Source organism: Vibrio sp. 1CM7H, assembly GCF_023161645.1.
Lineage (GTDB): Bacteria > Pseudomonadota > Gammaproteobacteria > Enterobacterales > Vibrionaceae > Vibrio > Vibrio diabolicus.
In genome coordinates, this window is record NZ_JALNTV010000001.1 from 960,923 (window position 1) to 986,890 (window position 25,968).

A 25,968-nucleotide genomic window follows, 5' to 3' on the forward strand; every position below is an offset into this window, starting at 1 on the left:
TTAATTTTCATTTTGTTCTGCTATGCCAACCAAACGGAAGTAGCTTTTCTTTGCATCTCCGTCGGAGATAAGTTCCGCCAGTAACTCCGGCAGAGGCATTCCACACCAACGAATGATCTGTTCGATGGAGTAAGAAACTGGTGAGTGAGGCTCACTCTCTCTGAAGAAATCAGCCACTTGCTGCAATTGTCTAATCGCCTGCTCTCGTGATTTCATGTTTGTCGCTAATAGTGCATCAGAACTTTGTGAACTCACTTGTTGTTCCGAAGAAGAAGATTCATCCACCTCCTCCAGTTCTTCAAACACAGCTTGTGGTTGATTAAAACGCTCTCCAAGGAGATGCTTTAATGCCGAGTGTATTGATTCAAGCCTTTTTGATATATAAGAGCTAGGAGTAACATCACCTACCGCTTCATCTAATCGCTGACTGAATTCATTAAATGACTCTGTAGCGAACTCCAGATCAGCGATTAGCTCACGATAAAAGGCATCAGAGGTAGATTTAACTGTAGTTGTAATATCAGATAGCTCTGTAGCGCCAAGATCGACTCGATTTCGGCGCTTATCTTCATCTAAACGCTCCAACTCAATAGCTTGCTGATATTCCCAGTAGGCATACGCTTGCTCAACGCCTACGTCAGTAAGCGGGATACAAGCAATAGGGAAAATAAGTGTTCCTTCGCTATCGATACCATTGAGGCCAGTAATCGCCGATATTCTTGTTTCAATGCCATCCTCATCAGGCATTGGATAGAGAGCATCCCAAAACTTCTCGATGAACTCGGTTGCGAGTTTGTACCCAACGCCCATACCACGAAAACCATGCAATCGAGTTAGGGCTTCTATAAGCCAAGCAACAAATTCCAAATCTTTAGACTGATTCGTAAGTATCTCTGGTACTTCCTCAATAAATACACGCCATAAGTTACTGTGGGTATAAATGCTTTCTTCTTCTATAAGCGCATTGCGCTCTGCATTTCGCGCAGCCATACGCTGATCTTTTAATCGGTAATAAGCGGACTGTGGCGAGACATCTTCTCTAGGATCAACACCTGTGGGATTCTCTTGAGATATAGGAGCCAACGCTTGTTCATACCAATCGAACATCTCACTATTCATAAGACCTCCCTCTAAGAAAAACGGGGATCGTCGCGTCTTCTCTCGTTACTGCTTCAAATTCCGTCTGCGCTTGGCGAACTTTGACTAACGCACAAGTAACGTTATCACTTGCACCCCTCACTAACGCCGAATGCATGAGTGCTAATCCTGCTTGATTTACTGAGTCCGCATACAATGTCCGGTGAATTTCATCACTCGTTAATTCTTTAGAAAGCCCATCACTACACAGAAGAAATTGGTCTCCATCAGCCAACTGCCCTGAAACTTGATCAATAGTGATACTCTCATCTACCCCAACAGCTCTGGTAATAACATTTGCGAGAGGATGTGACTCAGCATCTTCAAATGCCAATAACCCTTGATCGACTAAATCCATAACTTGACTATGATCGCGTGTTTTTTGAGAAAAATGACCATTTCTAAGCTGGTAAATTCGGCTATCACCGACCCAAAGACAGTGGTAATACCCGTCCTGGATAAACAACAAAACGAGAGTTGTTCCCATCGTTTTACCGTCTAAGTGATTTTGTGCGTATTGATAAATTTCTAAATTCGCGGCTTGAACCACACTCCGGATATCATCGATATTGGTATTTGGGACATCCTGCATATGGCGCGCGATTCTATCCACTAGCATCTGGCTTGCTATGTCGCCAGCACTATGCCCCCCCATTCCATCGGCTACAACCCAAATATGCTGCTCTGTCATATCTAAAAGAGCATCCTCGTTATAAGGACGTACTTTTCCTGCGTGCGATTTAGCAAAGGTAAAATAGTTCCAATTCATTCTTCTATCCTACCAATTCCACTTTTTCCAACCGCCATCAAGCATGGCAGAAAATTGACCAATAGAAGGGAAACCGCTGGTCATAAACATACATGGTTCAACTAGAGTCGAGCCTTCAGTCCACCAAAAGCATGGCTTACTCAATTTTTCTTTAATGAGGTAATTCAAAAGTGCGCTTTGATCTACTCCACCTTGGTCATGAAAAATCGTAGATATTTGGCTTTGATAACGAAACTTAAGAGGCCGCACTTCACTTTTTACATTCGCCACTAAATCGTTTTTTTCTTGCATGCTCTTATGCCAAACATCAAATACAAAGTCGTCCTCAAGTACTGCTAGGGCAAGAGATGCACTGTCCTCGGTCCAAGCTTTGTCCCCCCAATATTGCGCAGCTTCACCTTTTACGGCACGAGCTATAGTAAAGAAAAAGTATCTACCGCATGCATCTACACTAGGAATCATGCTACCAATGTATGTCGAGTCTTCTAAGTAACTAACATCCAGAGCAAAGTGCCACACAGGCGCGGTTAAAAAGTGCTCATTCCAACTTTCACCCAATTGTTCTCTGCTGACTGCAATAACAGCCTGCTGCCAGTCATGCCAGCGCTCTGAAAAATCTTGTGATAAGCCATCTTTCACAAAGTCTCCTTTTGCAGGCATTTTACCGATATAACCCCAGGCTGATGTTACAAGGTTCGTGGACATCTGAACCTCTCCATTTCATTTGACCAAAACGGATTAATAGCACTAGACGGAATAAGCTCTAGTTGCACCTTATTTCCCTTTAAATCAATCATAACTATGTTGTCTTTACGTGATTCTGGTCTTGCTTTAAGTGATTGATCTAGCAGTTTGAATATGCCCCACTCACCTTCATAAGTATGGGCAATCTCACGTTTAGATTCAGGTGGTGTGAACACTATTCGAGTCTGGTCTTGACCCGCAGGCCAGGTCAAGGATTTAGCTCGTGCTGGTCCATGCTTATAAACCAAATCTTGCTTACCTAACTCTAGAACAAACCGAGTAATGTGCTGATCCAGATACACTGGTTTCATACCGAACTCTACGCGCAATGAATTATCAGATTCAAAGAAAGACTGCCTGATACGCTTCGCTCTTTGAAAGACCATCAGCGTTTCTGGACGAACTCCAATTTCCTTTTCTAATCGCCAACGACTTTTCGACGTATCGACAAACGGTTCAAGATACTCTTGGAAGAATGAGTCAAGCGTACCTCCATAACCAAAGAAACGTTTGAAGTCCTTCAGCCTTACTTCTCTGCTCGCATTTGGCTCGAATGGGTATCTACCCGCAATCGTCCGCTGATAAGGGCGCACCACTTGCGTTACCCAAAGCTGATTTAGATGATCTTTCGACCCGCTCTCCGCAAACTTAACTGACTCTTGAGAAAGTTCACCTAGCCATTGATTAAATGGCCTAGGCAAAAGTTCTTTAGCGCGAGCAAAGGAAGCAGCCACATCTTGTGTAACGGTCCCATCTAAAATACTTTTGTAAGCAATTTTCTGATTATTACCTGAGCTTGATAAATCGCTTAAGTACGAGCGCAAGTTAACCATAGCTTGTTGAATATCATCAAAGTCTTGTTCGCCGAGACGTAAGATCTCCGAAAAATGAGATTCGACTTCTTTACCTGGCAGTGCAACATTGAAACCATTTTCTTCAGGCAAGTACATGTCTAGTCTATCTGCCGTATTCGAAAATTTAACTTTGGCAACCTTACCAGCGACTTCAGAAGCGGCCTTCTGATTTTCTGACAATGATACTTTCGACAAACCAACTTCTTTTTGGATTGCCCTCAACAACGATTCGATTGGCCTTTCAACTCCAGATAGAACTCTAGCTTGTTCTGTTGCAAGCTCTAGGCTCGGAGCCTGCTTAAGTTGAATATCTTCGATCAGAGTTTTCCATTCATTCACATAATCTTGATAGTATCGAGATTGGACTCCTTGAATAGCGCTATCTTGATCAATTTCATGAGCCTTAAGATCGTCACCATAAACCCAGTTCTCTTCCATTAGACTTTTTACTGTACGGTTAATCTGAATCTGAAAAATGCTATGAAAACCATTGTATGTATAAAAGCCCGAAATGCCTTGTGATAAGGGCTTTCCACTCGCTCGTTCAAACTGCTCAAGCCCTTTAGGCCCCAAGACATCAGTCAAACGAAATGAAGGAACATGACTCTTCGAAAATTGTATCTTCATTCGCTGGTAAGCACGTTCTGGTAGAGACATTTGTGTCAAAACCTCGCGAGCATTAGTCACGGCAGCAGTATTATAAGAAAAGCCTTGTCCATCATTCTCTAATAAATTTTGAGTGTGCTGTAACAGACCTTTTCTTAAGTCTATATTTAGTTCACCCGGATATTGACGTTCAAAATAGAAGTTAAACCAAGCCAACACTTCATCTTGTTGGTATTTGTCTGGATTAAATAACATCAAATAAGTTTTCAACGTTTCATACAAATACTCTCGATGCTGTTTATTACTTTCCATTTCCGTCACCAAGCTATCAAGAAGCAAGGGAGCGTAATATTGGGTCAACGCATCAGAATATGCATTGTTTGCCGCCTGTGAGACTTTATCTCCTTGATAAAGACCAAACCTTTTTACGGAATCAGCATCGCCGTAGTTGCTTTGCTTTCCTAGAGGAAGCGTCATCAATCGATTTAATGTCTCTACGGCTGAGATAATATCCGCCTCAAAATCTAGGCTCTCAGCACCAATCATTGCTTCAATATGGCCGGCTTGCTCATTGGTATCGACAATCAACTGAGAATTCCACTTGTAGCTCATAAGCCAAAGTGCAGACGCACCTAGCAGTAGAGAAGCACAGCCAATGTAAACACCTCGGCGCATCCACCCTGACTGCTTTTGATAGTGACGATTAACCGTTCCTAACAGTTGTTCCTTGAAAATAACCTTATCAAACAAGTTCTTCACGAAATAACTATGAGCCCCTGTTTGGCTCTTTGCTAGAGCGAGGCGATTTAGTCCAAGTCCATTGGTCGATTCATTCATTAACTTATCGACTGGTAAGCCTTCTTGGACCGAGCTCAACATAAACACACCACGAATCAAGGCTGGCTCTTCAAAACTATTTTGTGCAAATATTTCCGCTAAAAATTCATCAAGGTTAGCTTGTAATACCCTTAGCTGTTTAGGAAATTCAAAAATAAGTGCTCGCTTCTCTAAATCATCTTCAGTTTCAAGGATTCTCAGCATTCGCGCATCAAGGCGCTCCAGCATGCCATGAAATTCTTTATTGAATAAAGAAATAACACCTCTTTCATCAGCCACTTCACGCGGAAACATGAAACCGAACAATTCCTCACGATCTTCCTTGCTTAGATCAGAGAAGAACTCATTGAAACCCGCAACTAAATCCATTTTGGTCAGTAGTACGTAAATAGGAAATTGCATCCCTAACTGATTCTTCAGTTCTTGAAGGCGCGACTTGATAGCTCGAGCATGAAGGCTTCGCTCGGTTCTTGTCTGCGACATCACACTGGCTAAACTAATTGTGACAATTGCACCATTAATTGGCCTTTGCGTTCTATATTTTTTCAACAGCCCCAAGAAGCCGTGCCATGCTTTAGAGTCGACTTTTTCTTGACTGTCTTGTGTCGTGTATCGACCGGCCGTATCAATCAGAACTGCTTTATTTGCAAACCACCAATCACAATGACGAGTTCCACCGACACCAGCAATAGAGTCAGAACCAAGGCTATCCGCTAACGGAAACTCCAGCCCTGACTGCTTTAACACTGTTGTCTTCCCTGTCCCTGGAGGGCCGATCAACACATACCAAGGCAAGTCATATAAGCTTCGCTTTCCTTTATGTGTTTTCGTTACTACTTTGACAGCTTGCTCAATACGCTCGCGCATTAAGTCAATTTCACTCGCCGCTTCTTTATCTGACTGACTATCAACCTCAAGTAACGTTTGAATACTTTCGTCTTCTTTAACTTTTTGCTTGTGCTGCTTAGTCACGTTGAATAAAGCCCACACAAACACCAGCACCAAAATCGTGACGAGTCGTTGGAAGTCGCTCTTTAGTGGCTCATATCCCGCTATCGTGATAAGTGGACCAACAACCCAAATAAAAATTGAACAAGCAGCGACACCGATAAGACCGAGAAACCACCTTTGAGTAAATATTCTGCCAATTTCTTTAATACGCATCTCTATCTACCTGTTATTAATTCGCGACAAGGAGGTCGATTTCAATTCGACGGTTAATAGCTCGGTTTTCGTCACTATTGTTTTCAACCAATGGTCTTGCATCACCCAGCCCTTCTGGTATGACTCGACCTTCTAGTGCGCTATTCGAGATAAGTTGTTCAGACATAGCAGTAGCTCGAGCTAATGATAGATGCCAGTTCGAAGGATATTTACTCGTGAAAATTGGCCTATCATCGGTATGACCTGTCACAATGATCTTGCCTTGGGTAGACTCCAACGTTCTAGCGAGTTTAGAAATTACGGGTTGGATATACGCGACAACATCAGCACTACCTGATTCAAATAGATCTTGCGACTTTAACGAAATTCTTACCCTGTCTTGCAACGGCTCGACGTTGATTAGCCCCTTCCCGATCTCAGTTGCCAGATACATAGAGATCCTTTCTGCAATTGGCGCTGATTTTGATTCTGACGTTGTATCTTGGTTAAGCTGTTGCGGTTGAACCAAATTGACTAATTGAGAAAAGGTGCGGTTGGAAGCCTTGTTTAGCTCATAGCTAAAATACATAAATATACAAACCAATAATGCAGCCGTTACGGAGCACACAACCCAGAGAGGAGCTCTGTCGGAAGCCTTAGAGCCATTCAAAATGTGTTGTTCGATACTATTGCTTAGCTCTTGAGGTATCCCTCTTCCGTAAGACTTAAGAATAGCGATAATCTGCCTTCTCAGTTTTCGGTGAGACTCCAGTCCGTTTTTTTCCAAACGATATTGGCCGAGAAACCCAAGCGATAAGCACACGTACATCAATTCAAGCAAATCTAAATTTGTATCTGGTTGCGCCATGCACTTATCAAGGTACTTAAAGAACGCCTCCCCACCTTGGCTGCTGGCATAGAAAGAACTAAGCAATGAGTCATGGCTCCAAAATGAATGCCCCCCCCAATTAGTATTGAGCACCGCTTCATCTAACGAGCAACACAAACAGTAACGAGCCGTATCAATAGTGTCCAAATCAACGTCGTGGTGGCGTAGTCGGTTCTCATAATCTCTAAGTTTTTGTGCCAACGTCTCTTTTAGAAACAACGGGTCAGAATGAGTTGCTGTCGCTCGAATTTGACCAATAATAGATAAAAGACCATTTGCTTCTGCCAATAAAGGGTTGTTCCCATAAGCAACCACTGAATCGTTATTCACCAATTCAGGACTTTTTGAGATAACTACCGTATTATCTGCTGACTTTTCTGATTGTGGTTTCGGTGCGGGCGCTCTTCCACCCGGTGTTGGTTTTACGATCGTTTGTTCCATACTGAGCACACCTATTGACTAATACTCCACAGCTCAAGGTCAGCATTCGGAAAATGCCCCGATAAATGCAGCGCAATACCACCACTGTCTTTCAGCCTCATCCAAAACGGGCCTTTCTTGACTACTTCGAAGTAGACATAACCCGTTTGGTAAGGGATCTGCCTCGGTACTACACTCAATGGCGCTACGTTTATGCCATTAATCTGATTGTTGATCAGATCACGAATCTGCTCCGCTGGTCCAAACTTGAGCTGCGCCGGGACTAAACGTCTGATTTCATCTGTTGTCGTATCAGCTTTGACCGCAAGCACAAACTGGCATGATTCAAGTAAACGCTTATCTGGAAGTGGCGTCACTTGAATTCCATATTGTCGTGGCTCCAAAGGAAGTTTGCTTGCTGTTTGATCAAGGACAACGCTCAGATATTGACTCAGAACTTGATTCAATTCGCTATAAACACTTGATACATCTAAGTGATCGTATGTAAGTAAGCTTGGCATCCTCTTGGTTTTGTCAGAAAACGTAGCTAATTCACCAATATAACCTTTCAGGGTCGTAGCTAATTCCAATGGATGTAGCCTGTCTAGGTCACTAAAATGCTTTAACATCGCCTCATACCTGTTCAACATTTGTAGCATGATGAAATCAACAGCAGATGCAGAGGCGGCTTTGCCCTTAATCAATCGCTGCGCAATAACGTCGGCACGCATCTTTGTCATCGCAATAACGTTACGCAAGTAAGCCGACATAACTTTGTCGCTAAGTAAATTGATAAGCGGTGGAACATACGAATCGTCTAGTATTACTTCGCCTTCTGCCGTTACCTCTTTTATTTTCAAAATCGGTAACTCAACATAACCCGCTAATTTGTCATTGCTGGCTTTCAGTTCCAGGTTTAGGGCTGCGACTTGAATCGTTTCTTCATCCTGCCCAGTGAGATTATCTATAACGTCAACGTCTTTAAGTACATAACGAGAAACGATCGCCTCACTTACATCAGAAACATTTTTACCTTTGACATTTGAAAGGGGAAGAGTGATTTTTACTAACGTATTTTCTACGTCTTTATCAATAAATAAAGGCACAACCGAATCGCTGGCTGTTAAGGTATTAACCAGAGTCATATCTGGCAAAACTGCCTCAAAGTGATCTAATTCAATCAGACCATCTTTTAATGCATGTTCTTTTACTCGACATTTCCAAACCCCCCAATTATAAGCCCCACCAAACTGATGTAAGCCTTTGAATTCTTGAGAGGTTGCGCGTTCATGTTGTTGAAAGTGCTGGGGACGTAAAAACATCCCTTCGCACCAAGCCGTCTTGGAGTATTGCGTCATTTATAATTAGCCAACTAAACGTTATTTTACGACCAAAGACAGATCTTCTAACAGAATTTGATAGGTGTTGTAACCGGTCTTATCCACTTCAATGACTTGTCGCCAATTTGAATTTTCAATATCTCGAAACGCTGCGACAATGCCTAAGTATTCAGTCTTTGGAGACATACTTGCCTGATATGTTTCTTTCTGACCTGGAGTTAATGATATTTCATATTTATTCACTAAATCAGGGCCTAAGACTTTTTCACTTTCTTCATAAATTGAAAAAAAATCCTGACTTTCAAAAAGGGTATTTGATGTTAATTCAAAAACATACACGACTACAGGGGATGGCCTACCATTGGAGTCAGGGTTAATATTGTGATTTGCTGTTATTTCTAAATCTGAATATGGGTCAACAACTAAATTGGCTGCTGAGCATCCAAATAAAACCATTGAAATTAATAACAAAATGTACTGATAAACTCTTTTCATCACCCTATTTCCTAGCTTTTATTTTTTAATGCTAACTCATAGTGTTTAGCGAAATCTTCTAAATAAAATGGAGATTCTTTATTGATAATGTCATCGGATAGCTTTTCATGAATATCCTCAAACCGCTTCCAACTTTGAGCATATTTCCTTGCTGGAATAACCTTATTAATAACCGTGTCTTTAGCTAAAGCTTCTGAGTATATCGACGTAGGTTCAACAAGCGACATAACACTTGAAACCGTACCCTCAACACCTTTCATTAACGCTTGTTCATGACTTTCTATATCACTAAACGCTTCTTTAATGGCTGCACTTGGCTTTAGGAAACTTGCAGTTTGACGGTTATATAAGTTATGAATTGCATCTTCTAAATTCGCAGAGAACTTCAGAGGATTATTTTCTGACTTCCGAAACGCAGTATGACTAAGTCGATTTGTTTGTTTAAATACCGCACGATTGTGCAGCGTTTCCATTAAACCAACTAACATCAAAGAAAATGATTCCCCCAGCTGTTCAAACCATTGTTCTCTGTTGTCGCTGGGAATCATCGTTGGATCAATACCCGCTCCTTTAATGAACGCCGCAAGCTCGCTCCCTTTACTATCAAATTTGGGAGTTGGCTGACGTTCTAGCTGACGTGGGGTTTCCGGTACAGGTGTAGGATCTACACTCTGTTTTTCTGGTTTGGGGATATCAATGAAATCATCGACTAATCCAATATCTAATTGAAAGTCAGAAGGAACACTCTCATTCAAAAGCTCACTGGCACTAAGGCCGAGGTCTACAAACTCTGCTTCAGATGAACTCGAGAATGCTTCAGGTTCTGAACTGGAACGAAAGTTACTTTCCTGATTATTGAATGCCTCAGTGCTCGTTTGAATACTTACTGAAATTTGGTAATCCCCAAAACTAACCGTATCGTCGTCGCTTAGTGCAATCTCATTTCCTTGGCCCACAGGTGTCACAGCGTTATTAACAAACGTGCCATTAGTTGATAAGTCTTTTATCAAGTATTTATCACCAAACTTGATGAGCTCTCCGTGAGTTCCAGATACTACTCTTTCAGGGTCTGGCAGTGTCCAATCACATTGTTCAGACCGACCAAATGTAACCTTGGCATGCTCATCACTTGATTCAAACACAAACTCACTCTCTATCTCTGGAGTAAATTTGTGAAAACTTGTTATGGTTAAAACCAACTTCATGTAAACCTCGCCAAAGACCTGCTAAATATTATTTTTAATTTTATTATTAGTCACTTTCTTATTAACAGTAAGATTAATAAAAATCTTAAATCTGCCATTGAAAATCATGCACGGAATAATGAATCATTTTTTTATCAAAGCAATCACGTATTGTTCAACAATTTTAATTATCCAACCAAGTTCAAATTTTTGACACTTAGACTTTCATCAATAAAAAAACGAATGTTAGTTTGGCCGCGAAATTCTAACATAATGACTTTTCATTGAGCAGAAAGGTATATATTCCCCCATCATTTATACGGAGTTCTTGTGATGGAAGACAGCAATAAAAACAATTCTATAAATAATAATGACAGCGGAGACAAAACTAAAATTGTAAAGACTCAAAAACGAGACAATGCAATTCAATCAAATAAAGTTGCTAGCAATGAAGGCTCCGTTCAAAATAAAAATGAAACAAATACAAAACTGTCTCAAAAAGAAAACACTCCGTTAGTTAATAAGAAAGTAAACAATAAAAATAACACATCAAATAATGATAAAGATGTTATTAATGAAAATTTAATAGGCACAACTGTCAAAAATCGATATGAAATCGAGTCGGTTCTTGGCCATGGCGGACTTTGTGATGTTTATTTGGCAAAAGATAAGATATTAGAATCTTCAGGTTCAGAAGCCCCTTACGTAGCATTAAAGATTTTACAAAAAGAGTTTGCATCTCAACCAGAGACTGCACGCATGTTGATACGTGAAGCTCAGCAAACACAAAGATTAAGCCACCCTAATATTATTAGGGTTTTTGATTTTGGTGTCGATGGCGAAATATATTTCTTAGTGATGGAATATATTAACGGGGAAACATTAGAGAATTTAATACAACGATCTAGGCCACATGGGCTGAAGTTTAACGCAACTTTATCGATTCTAAATCAGGTACTTGACGCGCTGTCTTACGCCCATTCACTTGGTGTCGTGCATGCCGATTTAAAGCCCGCTAACGTCATTTTAACGTCTGAAGGTAATGTTAAATTACTCGACTTTGGTGTATCTAAAACTCATCAATTAAAGCAAGATCAATACGCAGCTAAACGTAAATCCGAAAATGTGGAGACTCTTGGCTATACTCCAAACTACGCATCGCTCAACTTGTTGTCGGGTAAAGAGCCAAACTTAAGCGACGATATGTTTGCGCTATTTTGTATTGCTTACGAGTTATTGAGTTGCAAGCATCCTTATTCAAGAACTCCTGTTAATGAAGCTCTCAAAAAGAAAATGAAGGTCTCGAAACCTACTAATATGCCAGCATCTAAGTGGCCTATCTTTGCACGCGTGTTTTCAACTGGCATCATCCCCAAAGACCTTACCCCAGAGCAGTTAAAACAAAAGTTGAACTTGCGATATTGGCCTATCGTTAGCGGTGTAGCTGCAAGCGTACTATTGGTTACCGGAATCGTGTTTGGCTATCAACAACAACAAGAAACCATCTCTGATTTAGAAATAGCTATTAACAAGCAAAATGATCAGATTAATGGGCAGGAATGGTTGCTTGATACACCGCCAGAAAAAAGCTTGTCACTGATTAATAGTGAGAAAAACTTACACCCGGTGATTAAAGCTGGCTTACTACGACAGCACAAGAGCTACCTTCTAAGTGAGTTTGAATCTGAGATTGATCAGGTTCTGAATTCTGATGCTAACAACTATCCAAATTATGATGAAATCGAGTCTGTACTAAACAAAGCAAAAACCTACTACCCTGACTCACATAAAATTGAAGTTCTGGCGTTAGATATTCAATCAAGCAAGCACTCCACATTGCTTTCGATAGCCAGACAAATCAATAGCCAACTGGAAAAGTCTCGATACAGTAAAGAAGAAGACAGTAAGTCCATCTATGAACTGAAAGATGAGTTAAATCAAATTCATCAGGATTACCCATTTACACCAAGCTCATTATCTAGCGATGTTTTTGGTAAACACCTAACTGAAGCACTCAAAAATAAAGATGCTGCAGCACTTGTTGCGCTAATTAAGGTTGGGAATACTTTCTTCTCAAACGTTGAAGAGCATCAAAACAACTTAAAAATAAGCAACGCGATGAAAGATGCAGTCCTCGAGATGAAACTGTATGAGACCGCGCTAGACTCTAACGATCCTCTACCATTTCCGGACGAGGCTGCTCGAATTTTGTTCCAAGAGGAATTTGAAAACTTCTATTACCGCCTAGAAAAGGCAAGAACAACAACTCACCTCGATAACTTAGTGAAAGATGTTGATCAGTTTTCGAAGAACTTTCCTATCGGTTTTCAAGATATTAACGATTTGAGATTCAAAACTGCAGATAAATACCTGCGCTTCTCCGACATACTGCTCAATAAGAGAAGGACCACAAGCGCAAGGCGCGCAATGAAGAAAGCGAACGAGTTAATGAGGCAGGTAGAACAGGACTCCAAGCAAAGCTAATTGTACAAAAGGGGCGCAAGGCCCCTTTTTTGCGTCAAGCTACTTGCCATTATGCAACTAGGTTGCTAGCTTGTATTTGTACTCGATTAGGAGAGTTAACCTTGACTGAAGGAATAGTCAAAGTTGGCGAGCGCTTGGCTTACTTGTTTGATGATTGCTTTAAACTAGGTAGACAAGACTGTTCCCAACCCAGCATTTTATTTGGAACCCACTATCACGTAACTTGTGTTGCCACGACACGAGTGCAAAATGCTTTGCACAAAAGATTAGATCATAGACACTTATATATAAGTCAAAGTGTACCGAACAATAACTTTGTTTTTATGAGTCTAGCTCAAGTGATAAGCACACCGTTCAGCGCTCAACTCCCCCCACTTAAACGTTCCTATCCGATACATTTTTCTACCTCGCGGTTAGTCAGAGGTAAACATGATTAATTTTGATGTTCTCAATAAATACATGGAGAACGACGTAGATCTTATCGTCACCGTTTTTTCCACATACTTAGAAGACCACGCCAATGACATACAGCGTATCAATGAGTTGTACGCAAACAAATGTTGGCCGGAACTCTACTTATTGGCTCACAGTCTAAAGGGCATTCTAGAGAGCTTTGGTGAAGAAACCGCTGTCATTGTTTTCACAAAAATAGAAGCAGAAACAAGGAACGATAACGAGCCAGATAGCTCAGATATAGCTATAGTTACTAAAGAGCTAGCTGCCATTAATCAACAAATCTTTGCTTACTTGAAGAATATGCAATAAAACAAATTAAGGCTTAACTGGGGGAAATATGGCAATGAACAATAGCAATTTCAAGGAGCTGATTGAGTCTCTCAAAGACTTAACGCCAACTCAAAAGAGGTACTTGCTTAGTCGTACAAAGATGGCGTTAGATGATGAGAGCAATATGCTAAACATCAGTGATATACTGACACCAGAAGAGTTGGAAGCATTGTTGTCGCCTGCACCAACTACAAATACAAAATAACAATGATATACAACGTAACCGTCAGATTAACGCTAGGGACCAGGTGGGGTGAATAGATCTTGCTTGGTTGTTAGTTTTTCTCCGTTCTTCTTCACTAAAACAAACGTGTTTTTTCCAATCTCTTTTTCTAACTTGAACTGGTCAGATAATTGAGCGACTAACATCAGTCCACGACCTGAAGCAGACCAACTATCATCATCCATTAAGTTAGGAGCCTCAATCTGTTTATTTTTATGTTGGTTGAATGTCATTTCATTGATTGACGCTCCGTAGTCAGAAACCCTAAGTTCAATGAAATCTGACATTTGGTCGCATCTAATCCTACATTCCACGTCTATCGGCTTGCCTTCAATTTCGCTGTAAGAATGGATGTAAGCATTGTTCATAAGCTCAACAACACAAAGCTCCAATGACTGAGCCGTACTTAACGATACTTGATTATCCATTAAAAACTTAGCAACCTCTTTGCTCGCACTTCGAGAGCGAGTAAGGGATCCACCGTAAGTTCGTTTAAACTCGCTCTGGAACATTCTTTTCCTTTATCCCTAGGCTATCAGCCACGCCACCTTACTTGTAAAAGACTCGCATCATCATCAAACTCATCTTTGTTCTGCCAAGATTTTACTTGTTCAAAGACACATCTAGCCTGCACTTCTACTTCTAATTGCGAAGTACAAACAGCTTTTATACTTGATGCCAACCTTTGTACTGAAAACATCGCATCGCCTCGCCTTGCTTCTATCAAACCATCCGAATAAAGCCATACTACATCCCCCTCACTCAGAATAATTTGATTACCAACGTACTCCATCGGCTGCAAAGCGCCAATCATAAAGTTGTCTTCACCCGCCAGCTCTATAGTTTCGGTGCTCGCTCGCCAAACAAGGAACTTAGGATGACCAGCAGTACAATAGCGAAGTTGTCCTGATTCTGTATTAAGAATGGCATAAACCATGGTGAAATAAAGCTGACTGTTCCTAGTTTGCTGATACCGTCGGTTTAGCCGATCAATAACGGCTGCTGGTTCACTGATACAGTAGTCGCCATCTCTTAGCTCCATGGTTATCGAATCAGGTCCCAGATTTTGAGATAACGTCTGTTGGATAGAAAAAGCCATCAAAGCAGACGAAACACCATGACCTGAAACATCGAATACATAAAATGCGACATGCTGTTCATCAAGCTCAAAATACCCCAACATGTCACCACCAATCTGGGAGCACGGTTTGTAGGCGTAACTAAATTGCATGTTCTGGATAGACGACTCCGCTGGGAGTAGTTGCTCCATCAGGTGACTAGCATACTGTAAATCTTGATGGATCATTCGATAGGCTGCATCTAACTCTTTATTTCTATCAACGAGTTTGTTGTGCAGCTGCAGAGTTCGGAAACCCGCTCGAATTCTCGCTTGAAGTTCTTCGACAGACGTTTTCTTATCCACAAAGTCATCTGCGCCAGCATCGATGCCTTTCACGATCGAGCTTTGGTCATTTCTAGAGGACAATAAAACAAAGAAAATGTAACGTTCGCTAACTTGCGATTTTAATTGCCGACACAGCTCAATACCATTAATGCCAGGCATCATTAAGTCACTCAGTACAAACTGAATATCTTTGCGATAAGTCAGCACTTCAAGTGCGGATTGTCCGTCTTCAACAGCAATAACTTCATATCCCTGCTTTTCTAATGCACTGCTGATATAAAGTAGTACTGTTTTACTGTCATCGACCAAAAGAATGGATTTCATTCGCCTCCTTAAGACGGTAGTCGGGCACGCTAACGCAGAACACTAGTCACTGATTGCTCATTTCTAAAACGACTATAATCTTCAGCTAATAACTGGTGTTGATATCGAGTGTAAGAAAGCGCCTCATTGGAGATTAATATCTGATGCTCTTTCTCTATTAACTGACTTTGCAGTTTTTCAATCTGTTCATTCTGCTGTGTGTTATTGAGGTACAGCGCGACGAGACCAAAGACCGAAACCATTAAAAGAGCAATAAGAACATTATTGATAGTTTTAACTTGAATACGCATGACCTCTCCTTGTCTATTAATAGACTTCCCACTATGAAAAGAACGTCTACAGACTAAGAGCGCTAGGCTCTAAAACGCATTGAAGCCCATTGAGGTTGTTTTTCCAATTATAGGCGATAGGAGACAAAATAAGAAAAAAGCTGAAGAATTTGAATATCCTTGTGAATTCGAAAGGCAATAGCAGCGAGCAATGATCTACTCGCTGCTGGTACATCAACTTAGAAATGCAGGCCGAGCTGAAACTTGCTCATACCAACGCGCAATGTTTGGTGCAGTAGTAAGCACATCGATTTCTAGGCCTTTAATTGCAAAACCAATCAAAATAAAGCCTGTAATATCGACGATAGTAAAATGGTCAGCGGCAATGAACTCGCTTTCACCAAGTCGCTTATCTAACAACGGTAAAAACTCTTGCACGCGTTGCTTGGACTCTTCACCCCACTCTTTAACACAACGCTCTCTATCTTCATAGATAGCTGTGATGTTTCTAAATGCTTGAAAAGCAGCATACAGACCTTGAAACTCCACCACGCGATGCCACATTTCCACTTGCGCGCGCTCAAGTTGGTTTGCCCCAAACAGAGCTAAATTATTTTCAAACGCTTCATCCAGATAACGACAAATTGCGACGCTCTCACAAATCGTCGTGCCATCTTCAAGCTCAAGCAATGGCACTTTTCCATTGACGCTTTTTTGCTTGAAATCTTCCGCTAGATTTTCGCCGTCACGCACATTTAAAGCGATGCGTTCAACATCGCCACCAATTTCCTTTAAAAAAATGCTAACTCGCTTACAACTTGGAGTTATCGCGGTTTCGTAGAGCTTCATTTTATATCCTTTTTTCTTTTTCTAACCGATTGGTTAGGATATACTGTAGCCAGTTTATAAACGATCAGTCAAGAACTTCATTTCCCAAAAGTTGTTCAATAAGTTTAGGAGTGGTTTGAGAAAAACCGCTCAGGTAGGTACGCATATGGCAAGAAAAGCCAACTTCGATCGAGAAGAAAAACTATTAGTCGCTATGGACGTTTTTTGGCGCAAAGGTTTCGCTAATACATCCATATCGGATCTCACCGACGAGTTGAACATCAACCGCTTCAGTCTTTACAACACCTATGGTGACAAGCAACAGCTCTACTACGAAGCGCTCGATACTTACTTGAAAAAGGTCTCGCTACCGTCACTGAATGATTTGGAAAAAGACGACGCGTCTTTACCTGAATTGGAATCGTTCCTTAAATCTTTTGCTGAGCTGCAACGCAAACGCAACTGTGGGTGTTTTATTCAAAATGCGTTGATTGAGCACGCTGGCGAAGACGATGACGTACTGCGCAAAGGGCATTTTTTGTTTGACCATCTTATCGACATCATTGCGGATGCGCTGACCAATGCGCAAAAAGAAACCTTAGTGCCGAAAACGCTGAAACCAGAAGAGCTCGCTCGTTTCGTTCTCAACAACATGCAAGGTATGCGCGTACTTGGCAAAGCCAAACGTTATGCAGACTTGGATACGGCGCTTTCCTGCTTGCTGGTTTTAATTAGGAAGTAATATGTCGATTGAAGTGATAGCAGTTCGTCTTACCAAAGGCATGGACTTAAAGCTGAGTCTAGCGAAATTGGTCGAGAAGCACGGTATCAAAGCGGGTTCGATTGCTTCATGCGTTGGCTGTATTTCTCAGCTCAACCTTCGTTTGGCAGGTGCAGAGAGTACGTTAACCAAACAAAATCCATTTGAAATCGTCTCTGTGATGGGAACCTTAACGCCTGAACATCAACACGTTCATATCTCGGTCTCTGATCGTGAAGGACGAGTTTGGGGTGGGCATTTGCTAGAAGGCACAGTGATTGATACTACCGCAGAATTGATCATCCATTCTTACTCAGAACTTGAGTTCACTAGAGCGATGGACGACTCGACTGGCTATACCGAACTACAAGTGAACCCTTCCAAATAATTAAAAGCTCCAGAGCCATACTGTGCTGTCTCTGGAGCTTTATTCGCTTGCCTCTTACGCTAAGAATTTACTCATATCGAGCAAGCTAATTTCGAGGATCATTCTTCGACTAGATGACAAACCTGATTATCATCAACCGTCACTTGCCACGTTTTTAGACAGTGCGCTTCGTCTTCCAAACACTGCCCGCTCTTTAGGCTGAAATGCTGTTTGTACAGTGGTGACGCAACACACATCTCACCATCGATATCACCGACAATCCCTCGACTCATCACATAAGCCTTACCAATTGGATCCCAATCTTGAACGGCGTAAACACCGCTATCTGGAATGTAGAATAACGCGACATGCTCGCCTTCAATCAACACCGTGGCACCGATAAACGGCATTAAGTCATCAAGCTGACACAATTTCACTTTGGTTAAAGCTGCCATTTACACCTCCTGTTTCACGGGAATACGCTGACCGCGCATACGTTGGTACGGCAAGACTTTACTGCCCGACGTGCTGTTCAAGAAAGGACGGAAGCGTTGCAGTTTCTGAGGGTTATCCAACGTACTCTTCCACTCACATTGGTAGGTATCTACGACTCGCGCCATTTGTTCATCCAAAGAATCACATAGATTCAGAGAGTCATCCAAAATCACTTTTTTAAGGTAATCTAAGCCCCCTTCCATGTTCTCCATCCACACCGACGTACGCTGCAAGCGATCTGCGGTGCTGACGTAGAACATCAATACTCGGTCGATCATGGTGATCAACTCTGATTTAGATAAGTCGGATGCAAACAAATCAGCGTGTCTTGGTCTCATGCCGCCATTACCACACACATATAGATTCCAGCCGTTTTCAGTGGCGATCACCCCAATGTCTTTACTTTGCGCTTCTGCACACTCGCGAGTACAGCCCGATACGGCAAACTTAAGCTTATGGGGCGCTCGCAATCCTTTGTAGCGGTTCTCTAACTCAATGGCTAATCCAACCGAATCATCAACACCATAACGACACCAAGTAGAGCCGACGCAAGATTTCACGGTGCGCACCGATTTGCCGTAGGCGTGCCCTGTTTCAAAACCAGCATCAATTAAGGTTTGCCAGATTTCTGGGAGTTGCTCTAACTGCGCACCAAATAAATCCACTCGCTGACCGCCAGTGATCTTGGTGTACAGATCATATTGCTGAGCAACTTCGCCAAGCACGATGAGTTTGTCTGGTGTAATTTCGCCGCCCGGAACACGAGGCACTATCGAGTAGGAGCCATCTTTTTGCAGGTTTGCCATAAAGGCATCGTTAGAATCCTGCAGAGATTGATGCTGTGGCTCCATGATGTGTTCATTCCACAAAGAAGCAAACACAGATGCCGCTGTAGGCTTACAAATATCACACCCATGCCCTTTGCCATGCAGTGCAATTAAGGTGTCGAAGTCTTTGATCTGTTCCACTTGGCAAATATGGAACATCTCTTGCCGACTGAGCTCAAAGTGTTCACAAAGGTGGTTGTTAACCTCTACCCCCATAGCTGCCAATTGAGTATCCAATACCGACTTGACCATATTGCTACAGCCACCACAGCCAGTACCGGCTTTGGTGTTGGCTTTAAGGTCCGTCAGGTTGGTAGTGCCAGCTTGAATCTCGGCAACTAAGTCGCCTTTTGTGACGTTGTGACAAGAACAGGTGATGGCGCTGTCTGGCATCTCTCCATCAAGCATTCCAGTATCAAACAGCAGGTTCGCGGCGTGGTCTGGCAGGACCGTTTTGTTCAAATAACACTGTAAGAGCGCGTCGTAGTCGCTGTTGTCACCGACGAGAATCGCACCAAGCAATTGGGTGCCGCTCGCATCAACCACCAGCTTTTTGTAGATGCCTGCAACCGCATCTTGCAAGAACATTTCCTGTGCGCCTTCGGTTTGCATTTGTGCATCGCCGATAGACGCCACATCCACCCCAAGCAGCTTAAGTTTGGTGCTCATGTCTGCACCTTTAAAGCCTTCGCTCGGCATACCAGTCAAGACATCGGCAGTGGTTCTCGCCATGGTGTAACCGGGGGCGACTAAACCAAAGATCTTCTGCTCCCAAAGAGCACATTCGCCAATCGCATAAATATTCTCATCGCTGGTTTGGCATTGGTTGTTAATCACAATGCCACCTCGCTCACCTACTTCTAGCTCAGCCAGCCTTGCCAACTCATCTTGAGGGCGAATGCCTGCGGAGAAGACTATCACATCAACTTCGAGAGGATCTTTGTCTTTAAACACCATACGATGCTTAGCCGTTTCACCATCGCAGATTCGTTCCGTACCTGTTGAGGTGTGTACTGTTAGCCCTAGCGCTTCAATCTTCTCTTTCAGCACTAAGCCAGCACCATCATCTAACTGTACGGGCATCAGACGAGGCGCAAATTCAATAACGTGAGTTTCTAGCCCCAATAGTTTGAGTGCATTTGCCGCCTCTAAACCCAATAAGCCACCGCCAATTACTGCGCCTGTTTTTGCGCCTTCACATGCTTTTTTGATTTGTGAAAGATCATCAAGCGTACGGTAGACAAACACGTTGTCGCGGTCTTTACCTTCAATTGGCGGCACAAATGGGTAGGAACCGGTCGCGAGCACAAGTTGGTCGTAACCCAGCACATCTTCACCATCAAGCAGAATACGCTTTTGCTCTCTGTCGATGCCTGTTACTTGGCTGCCAAGTACTAGTTGGATGCCATGCATGTCGTACCATTCTTGGTTACTCAGCATCAAATCATCATGGGACTTACCCGCAAATAAAGAAGAGAGTTGTACACGGTCATACGCGATAAAACGCTCCGCACCAATAACGGTAATTCGGTGCTCCAAATGCGCGTTTTTCTGCACTAATTGCTCGACGAGGTGTTGCCCGACCATACCGTTGCCTACCACAACGATGTGGCTCAATGCGTTCTTTACTGGAATCGTTAAAGGACTGTTCATCGCTGCCTCCTTATGCCGTTTGCGCTGCGGTTTTGGGCTTGTCTTCTTTCGAAGCAGGAATCTCGACTTTGGATTGCTTCTCGTAAAGGAACTTCAGCACCGCTTGTCGACACTTCTGATACTGCACATCATCCGCCAGTGCCACACGCTCACGAGGGCGCGGTAGATTCACTTCTAACACTTCTCCAATGGTTGCTGCCGGTCCGTTAGTCATCATCACGATTTTGTCGGATAGCAACACCGCTTCATCCACGTCATGGGTAATCATGATGACGGTGTTGTTTAGCTCGGCTTGGATCTTCATCAATGCATCCTGTAAGTGCGCACGTGTTAACGCATCCAACGCGCCAAATGGTTCATCCATCAGCAAAACCTTTGGTTGAAGTGCCAGTGCTCTGGCGATGCCGACTCGCTGTTTCATACCGCCCGATATTTCATCCGGCTTTTTGTGCGCGGCATGCTGCATTTGAATCAACTCCAAGTAGTGATTCACTTGTTCCTGAATCCACGCTTTGCCCTTTTTGCCGGCGATTTGTTTTACTGCGAGCTCAACGTTTTGATACACGGTTAACCAAGGCAATAATGAATGGTTTTGGAACACCACTGCGCGGTCAGGCCCCGGCCCTGCCACCTCTCGTCCATCGACGATCACGCCGCCGTCTGTTGGCATGTGCAGACCCGCAACTAAGTTCAATACCGTTGATTTACCGCAGCCAGAGTGGCCAATCAGAGATACAAACTCACCTTTATTGATTTGTAAATCGACGTTCTTAAGCGCGATGAACTCGCCATCTGGCGTTGGGAATCGCATCCCTAAACGCGTTAGATCTAATAATGCTTTTTCCATGATCTTTTCCTTTATCTCAACGCTTGTTGTTTATTCCAAGACAGCCCCTTTTGAAGTTGCAGCATGCCTCTATCGAGCATCAAACCGATAAAACCAATAGTGATGACTGCCACCATGATGCGACCCAATGATGCTGAACTGCCGTTCTGGAACTCATCCCAAACAAACTTGCCTAACCCAGGGTTCTGCGCGAGCATCTCTGCCGCAATCAACACCATCCAAGCTATACCTAAAGAGAGACGTAAACCTGTGAAGATCATTGGAATGGCAGAAGGCAAAACGATGGTGCGAATGTGTTGCCACCACGAAAGTTGAAGCACTTTACTCACGTTGATTAAGTCTTTATCAACGCTCGTCACACCCACAGCGGTGTTAATCAGCGTCGGCCACAAGCTACACAGCGCCACTGTGATCAGAGAGTTAATGAACGACTTAGCAAACATCGGGTCATCACTCACATAAGTGGCACTTACAACCATGGTAACGATGGGTAGCCAAGCCAAAGGTGATACAGGCTTGAGCAATTGAATGATTGGGTTGAACGCTTGATACAGCCCTTGATTAAGACCAAGCACGATACCAAGCGGAATCGCGATAACCGTCGCCAGCAGAAAGCCCGCTGTCACAGTCACTAAGCTCGTCACGATTTGGTCGAAGAACGTCGGCTTACCTGTGTAAGGACGAATCTTCACTTCCGCGTCTGGATTCTTGGCTAACTTCGCAGCATTTCGTTTTTCCTGGCGTTCGATAAACGCTTGTTCTTTTTCTCGCTCTTGCCAATGGTCATCGACAAGGTTGCTGAACTGCTGAAAAGTTTGCACTGGTCCCGGTAGCGTACCTAATGAGGTTTGCACTTCTCTCGCTGCTAAGTGCCACATTGCCAAAAAGATCAGCAAGCCAATGACGGGCAAAAGCACCAACCGACTTCGGTTCACTACCTGCTTAGCAGGAAATAGGGAAATGACATTACTAGACATACTCACTCCTAAGAAATTTACATCCTTGTTGCCACAAGCGAATCTCCTCGCCTGTGGCGTTTATCGTTATGGTTAAACCTTGTCTTTTCCTTTAAGCCCGATAGAGAACTTCTCTAGATATTTATTTGGCTCGCGACCGTCATAAACGATGTTGTCGATAAAGTGTGTTTGTGGCGCACGGAAACCATCTTCAGCACTGAAATCTGGGAAGTCTTTTTTGCTCAACACACCATCTTCAATTAACGCTTGAGCCGCTTGTTGGTAGATATCTGGACGGTAAACCTCTTTTGCCACATCCATGTACCAATCATCGGATTTCTCGCTTGAGATCTGTCCCCAGCGACGCATTTGGGTCAGGTACCAAATCGCATCGCTGTAATACGGATACGTGGCGTTATGACGGAAGAACACGTTGAAGTCTGGCACGTCTCGTTTGTCGCCTTTCTCGTATTCAAACGTGCCCGTCATTGAGTTGGCGATAACTTCGGCATCCGCTCCAACGTATTCGCTTTTTGATAGCATCTTCACTGCTTCTTGGCGGTTGGCATTGTCGTTTTCATCCAACCAATGTGCAGCTCGAATCAAGGCTTTCACTACGCGAATGTGCGTGTTTGGATACTTCTCAGCCCAAGCTTTAGAAACACCAAACACTTTCTCAGGGTTGTTCTTCCAGATCTCGTAGTCGGTCACGACTGGCGTACCAATGCCTTTAAATACGGCTTGTTGGTTCCATGGTTCGCCTACGCAGTACCCTTTGATCGTGCCCGCTTCCATTGTTGCTGGCATTTGTGGTGGCGGTGTAACACTCAAAAGAACGTCAGCATCCAACTGACCACTATTGTCACCGGATTCTGGTGCGTAAAAACCTGGATGAATCCCGCCTGCCGCTAACCAGTAACGCAACTCATAGTTGTGCGTCGATACAGGAAACACCATACCCATGTTGAACGGTTTACCTTTATCCAGATAGCTGTCCACAACTGGTTTTAAGGCATCCGCTTTGATTGGGTGAACAGGTTTGCCATCTGGTTGTTTTGGAATGTATTGCTTCATCTGCTCCCAAGTATCCTTGGAAACCGTGATTGCGTTGCCGTTCAAATCCATACTGAACGCGGTAATCACTTCCGCTTTTGTGCCGACACCAATCGTTGCGCCCAATGGCTGACCAGCAAGCATGTGCGCACCAGCAAGCTCACCATCGATAACTCGGTCTAAAAGCACCTTCCAGTTTGCTTGCGCCTCTAAAGTTACATACAAGCCTTCGTCTTCAAAAAAGCCTTTCTCATAAGCAACCGCCAGCGGTGCCATATCGGTTAACTTAATAAAACCAAACTTCAGGTCTTCAATTTCTGGCTCACCCAACTCTGCCTTTACGCTGACCGTGGTGAATACCGATAACGAAATTGCTGACACTTTCAGCATCGAACTCCATTTCATTGGTTTGCTCCCATAAAAAAGCGCCACTACTCCGAAGAGCAGTAGCGCCGTTGCTAAGTCTACAATTACCGCCGTTGATAATTGAGATAAGCGATTCAACAATAAACCCGTTTTAACTAATCCAAGTACTGTGCCAACTTATTTTCTACTTTAAATACAGCACATTAGAGTCTACCCTCGTAACCAAGCAACTGTTTTTGCTTGCTGTTAGTGCAACACGCACCACGGTAGAATTTCTGCCATAACCCCAAAGTAGTAGAGAAGTTAATCCATTAACTGCAATGCCGTAATCAGATTCTTCGCCACTTGTGAGAGCGTTTGGCTCGATTGCATGGCTGAATTTCTAAGCGCTTTATAAGCCTGATCTTCATCAACACTGTGCATCTTCATCAGCAGACCTTTGGCTTTTTCCACCAGCTTGCGCTCTTCAATCTTATGGGTCAGCGATTCAATTTCCGATTGCATACTTTCGAATTTCGCTCTCACTAATGTCGCATGTTCAATCCAGGGTTGAAGTGCAAACTCACTATCATGTGGCATGAGAACATAATCCATTTTTTCTGATAACCGATTGATATCATTGGATGATAGTTGCTTCAGCACGATAAGGAGTGGTGCCGATTTTCTGCGACAGAAATCGACAATCAAACGCAGTTCCGCCGTCGGCTGCTGCCATCCAACAACAACGCGTGCCGATGGTTCTCGCTGCATCAAAGTTTCTAGTTGTGCCAATTGGCAGCCAACTATGTTGTCGTAATCTTTGCTCAACAAGCCGGACAGTCGAGCCTGCTCTTGGAGGCTATCACAGCATACTATAATGGGTGTTTTTGACGTTGATTGAGTCATGCACATTCCTTGTTTATATCTCACTCACTAAGAGAGACATAACAAGGAATGTGCCAATTAAAGTTGAAGCGTTTTAACTAGAGGCGAGATGTTCTTTGAAGAAACCTAGTGTGCGTTCCCACGCGAGCGCCGCTTCTTCTGGTGCGTAGCGTGCCGTTGAGTCGTTGTGGAAGCCATGATTGACGTTTTCATACATTAACGCCTGATATTGCGCATCGTTCGCGATCAATTGCTGCTCATAAGCGGGCCATGTGTCGTTAACACGCTTATCGAGCCCTGCGAAGTGAATCATCAACGGCCCTTTGACCTGCTTTTGAATCTCTTGCGCCGCTGGTGTTCCGTAGAAAGGCACACCTGCATCCAGCTCTTCTGGCATTACCGCTGCAAGCATATTGACGATGTATCCACCGAAGCAGAACCCAACTGCGCCCAATTTACCGTTCCCACCCTCGTAGTGTTTAATGAAATTAGCAGCAGCAATAAAATCTTGTTCGATCTTGGCTCTGTCCATCTCTTTCTGCATGGCGCGACCTTCATCGTCGTTCCCCGGATAGCCACCGAGTGGATAAAGCGCGTCAGGAGCAAAAGCAATAAAGCCATCTTTCGCGAGTCGCCTGGCGACATCTTTGATGTATGGGTTTAGACCTCGATTTTCATGAATCACCAACACTGTCGGCGATTTTAAGGTCTTTTTTTGTGGCACAACCAAATAGCCGCTACCTTCCCCATGTCCATTGGGCGAGGCAAAGGTTTCATAGGTTGCTTTGATCTCAGGATCATTAAAGGAAACTTGCTCTGCGAGTGCATAATTTGGAGTCAGAGCATCAACCAGGGCCGTCATACTAAAACCTAAAACAGCGAGGCCACCAAGACGGTTGAGAAACTCTCGACGAGAGATTTTGCCATGTGCGTATTCGTCATACCAATCGAAAGCTTCTTGTGGAATGGGATGTGACGCCTTGTTGTTAGAGTTTGAGTGCTTTAGAACCATTATCCTTGTCCTCATTTCTTATCGAAAAGTA

Annotated in this window: 24 protein-coding genes; 5 read left to right on the forward strand and 19 right to left on the reverse strand. The window is 43.2% G+C overall.

Annotation, left to right across the window (positions count from 1 at the left end; genetic code table 11):
* Genes tssA through tagH form a run of 8 tightly spaced genes read right to left on the reverse strand, consistent with a single transcriptional unit; the run spans position 1 to position 10,439 of the window.
* A complete protein-coding gene (gene tssA / locus MSG33_RS04190; protein ID WP_145535197.1) occupies positions 1 to 1,119 on the reverse strand; it encodes a type VI secretion system protein TssA in 1,119 nt (372 codons plus the stop codon).
* Positions 1,112 to 1,906: a protein phosphatase 2C domain-containing protein gene (locus MSG33_RS04195; RefSeq protein ID WP_005398381.1), complete on the reverse strand. Its 795-nt coding sequence runs from the start codon at positions 1,904 to 1,906 to the stop codon at positions 1,112 to 1,114. Before MSG33_RS04195 ends, tssA begins: the two co-directional genes overlap by 8 nt.
* Before the next feature lie 9 nt (positions 1,907 to 1,915).
* Positions 1,916 to 2,611 carry a type VI secretion system-associated protein TagF gene (tagF, locus tag MSG33_RS04200; RefSeq protein ID WP_248379965.1) on the reverse strand — a complete coding sequence of 232 codons (696 nt, stop codon included), beginning with the start codon at positions 2,609 to 2,611 and terminating at the stop codon, positions 1,916 to 1,918.
* On the reverse strand, positions 2,593 to 6,111 hold the full coding sequence (gene tssM, locus MSG33_RS04205) for a type VI secretion system membrane subunit TssM (RefSeq protein WP_248379967.1): 3,519 nt from the start codon (positions 6,109 to 6,111) through the stop codon (positions 2,593 to 2,595). Before tssM ends, tagF begins: the two co-directional genes overlap by 19 nt.
* Positions 6,112 to 6,127: 16 nt before the next feature.
* Positions 6,128 to 7,420, reverse strand: a complete 1,293-nt coding sequence (tssL, locus tag MSG33_RS04210) for a type VI secretion system protein TssL, long form (protein ID WP_046875354.1) — start codon at positions 7,418 to 7,420, stop codon at positions 6,128 to 6,130.
* A gap of 11 nt (positions 7,421 to 7,431) precedes the next feature.
* Complete coding sequence (tssK, locus tag MSG33_RS04215) at positions 7,432 to 8,757, reverse strand: type VI secretion system baseplate subunit TssK (protein WP_081441242.1); 1,326 nt, start codon at positions 8,755 to 8,757, stop codon at positions 7,432 to 7,434.
* Positions 8,758 to 8,778: 21 nt separating this feature from the next.
* The gene (gene tssJ / locus MSG33_RS04220) at positions 8,779 to 9,234 is read right to left on the reverse strand and encodes a type VI secretion system lipoprotein TssJ (RefSeq protein ID WP_005395676.1); all 456 of its coding nucleotides are present in this window, start codon (positions 9,232 to 9,234) and stop codon (positions 8,779 to 8,781) included.
* An 11-nt stretch (positions 9,235 to 9,245) separates the two neighbouring features.
* Positions 9,246 to 10,439 carry a type VI secretion system-associated FHA domain protein TagH gene (gene tagH / locus MSG33_RS04225; RefSeq protein WP_248379969.1) on the reverse strand — a complete coding sequence of 398 codons (1,194 nt, stop codon included), beginning with the start codon at positions 10,437 to 10,439 and terminating at the stop codon, positions 9,246 to 9,248.
* A gap of 312 nt (positions 10,440 to 10,751) precedes the next feature.
* On the opposite strand from tagH, the gene MSG33_RS04230 reads away from it, so the two are divergent.
* The 3 genes from MSG33_RS04230 to MSG33_RS04240 all read left to right on the forward strand — a co-directional run bounded on the left by MSG33_RS04230 (position 10,752) and on the right by MSG33_RS04240 (position 13,893).
* Positions 10,752 to 12,902 (forward strand): serine/threonine-protein kinase, encoded by a 2,151-nt coding sequence (locus MSG33_RS04230; protein WP_248379971.1) that lies wholly within the window; start codon positions 10,752 to 10,754, stop codon positions 12,900 to 12,902.
* Between the two features lie 429 nt (positions 12,903 to 13,331).
* Positions 13,332 to 13,667: an Hpt domain-containing protein gene (locus MSG33_RS04235; RefSeq protein WP_005395669.1), complete on the forward strand. Its 336-nt coding sequence runs from the start codon at positions 13,332 to 13,334 to the stop codon at positions 13,665 to 13,667.
* Between the two features lie 34 nt (positions 13,668 to 13,701).
* Complete coding sequence (locus tag MSG33_RS04240; protein ID WP_012842175.1) at positions 13,702 to 13,893, forward strand: hypothetical protein; 192 nt, start codon at positions 13,702 to 13,704, stop codon at positions 13,891 to 13,893.
* Positions 13,894 to 13,925: 32 nt separating this feature from the next.
* Here the strand turns inward: MSG33_RS04240 and MSG33_RS04245 are convergent, their stop codons facing one another.
* The 4 genes from MSG33_RS04245 to MSG33_RS04260 form a co-directional block, all read right to left on the reverse strand.
* Positions 13,926 to 14,423, reverse strand: coding sequence for an ATP-binding protein (locus MSG33_RS04245; RefSeq protein WP_053808346.1), 498 nt, complete (start codon positions 14,421 to 14,423; stop codon positions 13,926 to 13,928).
* 23 nt (positions 14,424 to 14,446) lie between these two features.
* On the reverse strand, positions 14,447 to 15,640 hold the full coding sequence (locus MSG33_RS04250) for a SpoIIE family protein phosphatase (RefSeq protein ID WP_248379973.1): 1,194 nt from the start codon (positions 15,638 to 15,640) through the stop codon (positions 14,447 to 14,449).
* A gap of 29 nt (positions 15,641 to 15,669) precedes the next feature.
* Positions 15,670 to 15,930, reverse strand: coding sequence for a hypothetical protein (locus tag MSG33_RS04255; RefSeq protein ID WP_005395662.1), 261 nt, complete (start codon positions 15,928 to 15,930; stop codon positions 15,670 to 15,672).
* A 213-nt stretch (positions 15,931 to 16,143) separates the two neighbouring features.
* Positions 16,144 to 16,758, reverse strand: a complete 615-nt coding sequence (locus MSG33_RS04260; protein WP_012842172.1) for a glutathione S-transferase — start codon at positions 16,756 to 16,758, stop codon at positions 16,144 to 16,146.
* A gap of 145 nt (positions 16,759 to 16,903) precedes the next feature.
* On the opposite strand from MSG33_RS04260, the gene MSG33_RS04265 reads away from it, so the two are divergent.
* Both MSG33_RS04265 and MSG33_RS04270 read left to right on the forward strand, forming a co-directional pair.
* Positions 16,904 to 17,479, forward strand: coding sequence for a TetR/AcrR family transcriptional regulator (locus tag MSG33_RS04265; RefSeq protein WP_005395660.1), 576 nt, complete (start codon positions 16,904 to 16,906; stop codon positions 17,477 to 17,479).
* A 1-nt stretch (position 17,480) separates the two neighbouring features.
* Entirely contained in the window at positions 17,481 to 17,885 is a 405-nt protein-coding gene (locus MSG33_RS04270; protein ID WP_020837951.1) for a PPC domain-containing DNA-binding protein, read from the forward strand.
* A 98-nt stretch (positions 17,886 to 17,983) separates the two neighbouring features.
* Here the strand turns inward: MSG33_RS04270 and nirD are convergent, their stop codons facing one another.
* The 7 genes from nirD to MSG33_RS04305 all read right to left on the reverse strand — a co-directional run bounded on the left by nirD (position 17,984) and on the right by MSG33_RS04305 (position 25,937).
* On the reverse strand, positions 17,984 to 18,319 hold the full coding sequence (nirD, locus tag MSG33_RS04275) for a nitrite reductase small subunit NirD (RefSeq protein ID WP_248379975.1): 336 nt from the start codon (positions 18,317 to 18,319) through the stop codon (positions 17,984 to 17,986).
* Complete coding sequence (gene nirB / locus MSG33_RS04280) at positions 18,320 to 20,839, reverse strand: nitrite reductase large subunit NirB (protein ID WP_248379977.1); 2,520 nt, start codon at positions 20,837 to 20,839, stop codon at positions 18,320 to 18,322. It lies immediately after the preceding gene.
* Between the two features lie 10 nt (positions 20,840 to 20,849).
* Positions 20,850 to 21,686, reverse strand: coding sequence for an ABC transporter ATP-binding protein (locus MSG33_RS04285; protein ID WP_005395652.1), 837 nt, complete (start codon positions 21,684 to 21,686; stop codon positions 20,850 to 20,852).
* Positions 21,687 to 21,697: 11 nt separating this feature from the next.
* A complete protein-coding gene (locus MSG33_RS04290; protein ID WP_248379979.1) occupies positions 21,698 to 22,663 on the reverse strand; it encodes an ABC transporter permease in 966 nt (321 codons plus the stop codon).
* A gap of 72 nt (positions 22,664 to 22,735) precedes the next feature.
* Positions 22,736 to 24,100, reverse strand: a complete 1,365-nt coding sequence (locus tag MSG33_RS04295; RefSeq protein ID WP_104970777.1) for a CmpA/NrtA family ABC transporter substrate-binding protein — start codon at positions 24,098 to 24,100, stop codon at positions 22,736 to 22,738.
* A 264-nt stretch (positions 24,101 to 24,364) separates the two neighbouring features.
* Positions 24,365 to 24,946: an ANTAR domain-containing protein gene (locus tag MSG33_RS04300; RefSeq protein WP_181869484.1), complete on the reverse strand. Its 582-nt coding sequence runs from the start codon at positions 24,944 to 24,946 to the stop codon at positions 24,365 to 24,367.
* Between the two features lie 73 nt (positions 24,947 to 25,019).
* A complete protein-coding gene (locus tag MSG33_RS04305) occupies positions 25,020 to 25,937 on the reverse strand; it encodes a dienelactone hydrolase family protein (protein WP_170891788.1) in 918 nt (305 codons plus the stop codon).
* Between the last annotated feature and the right edge of the window lie 31 nt (positions 25,938 to 25,968).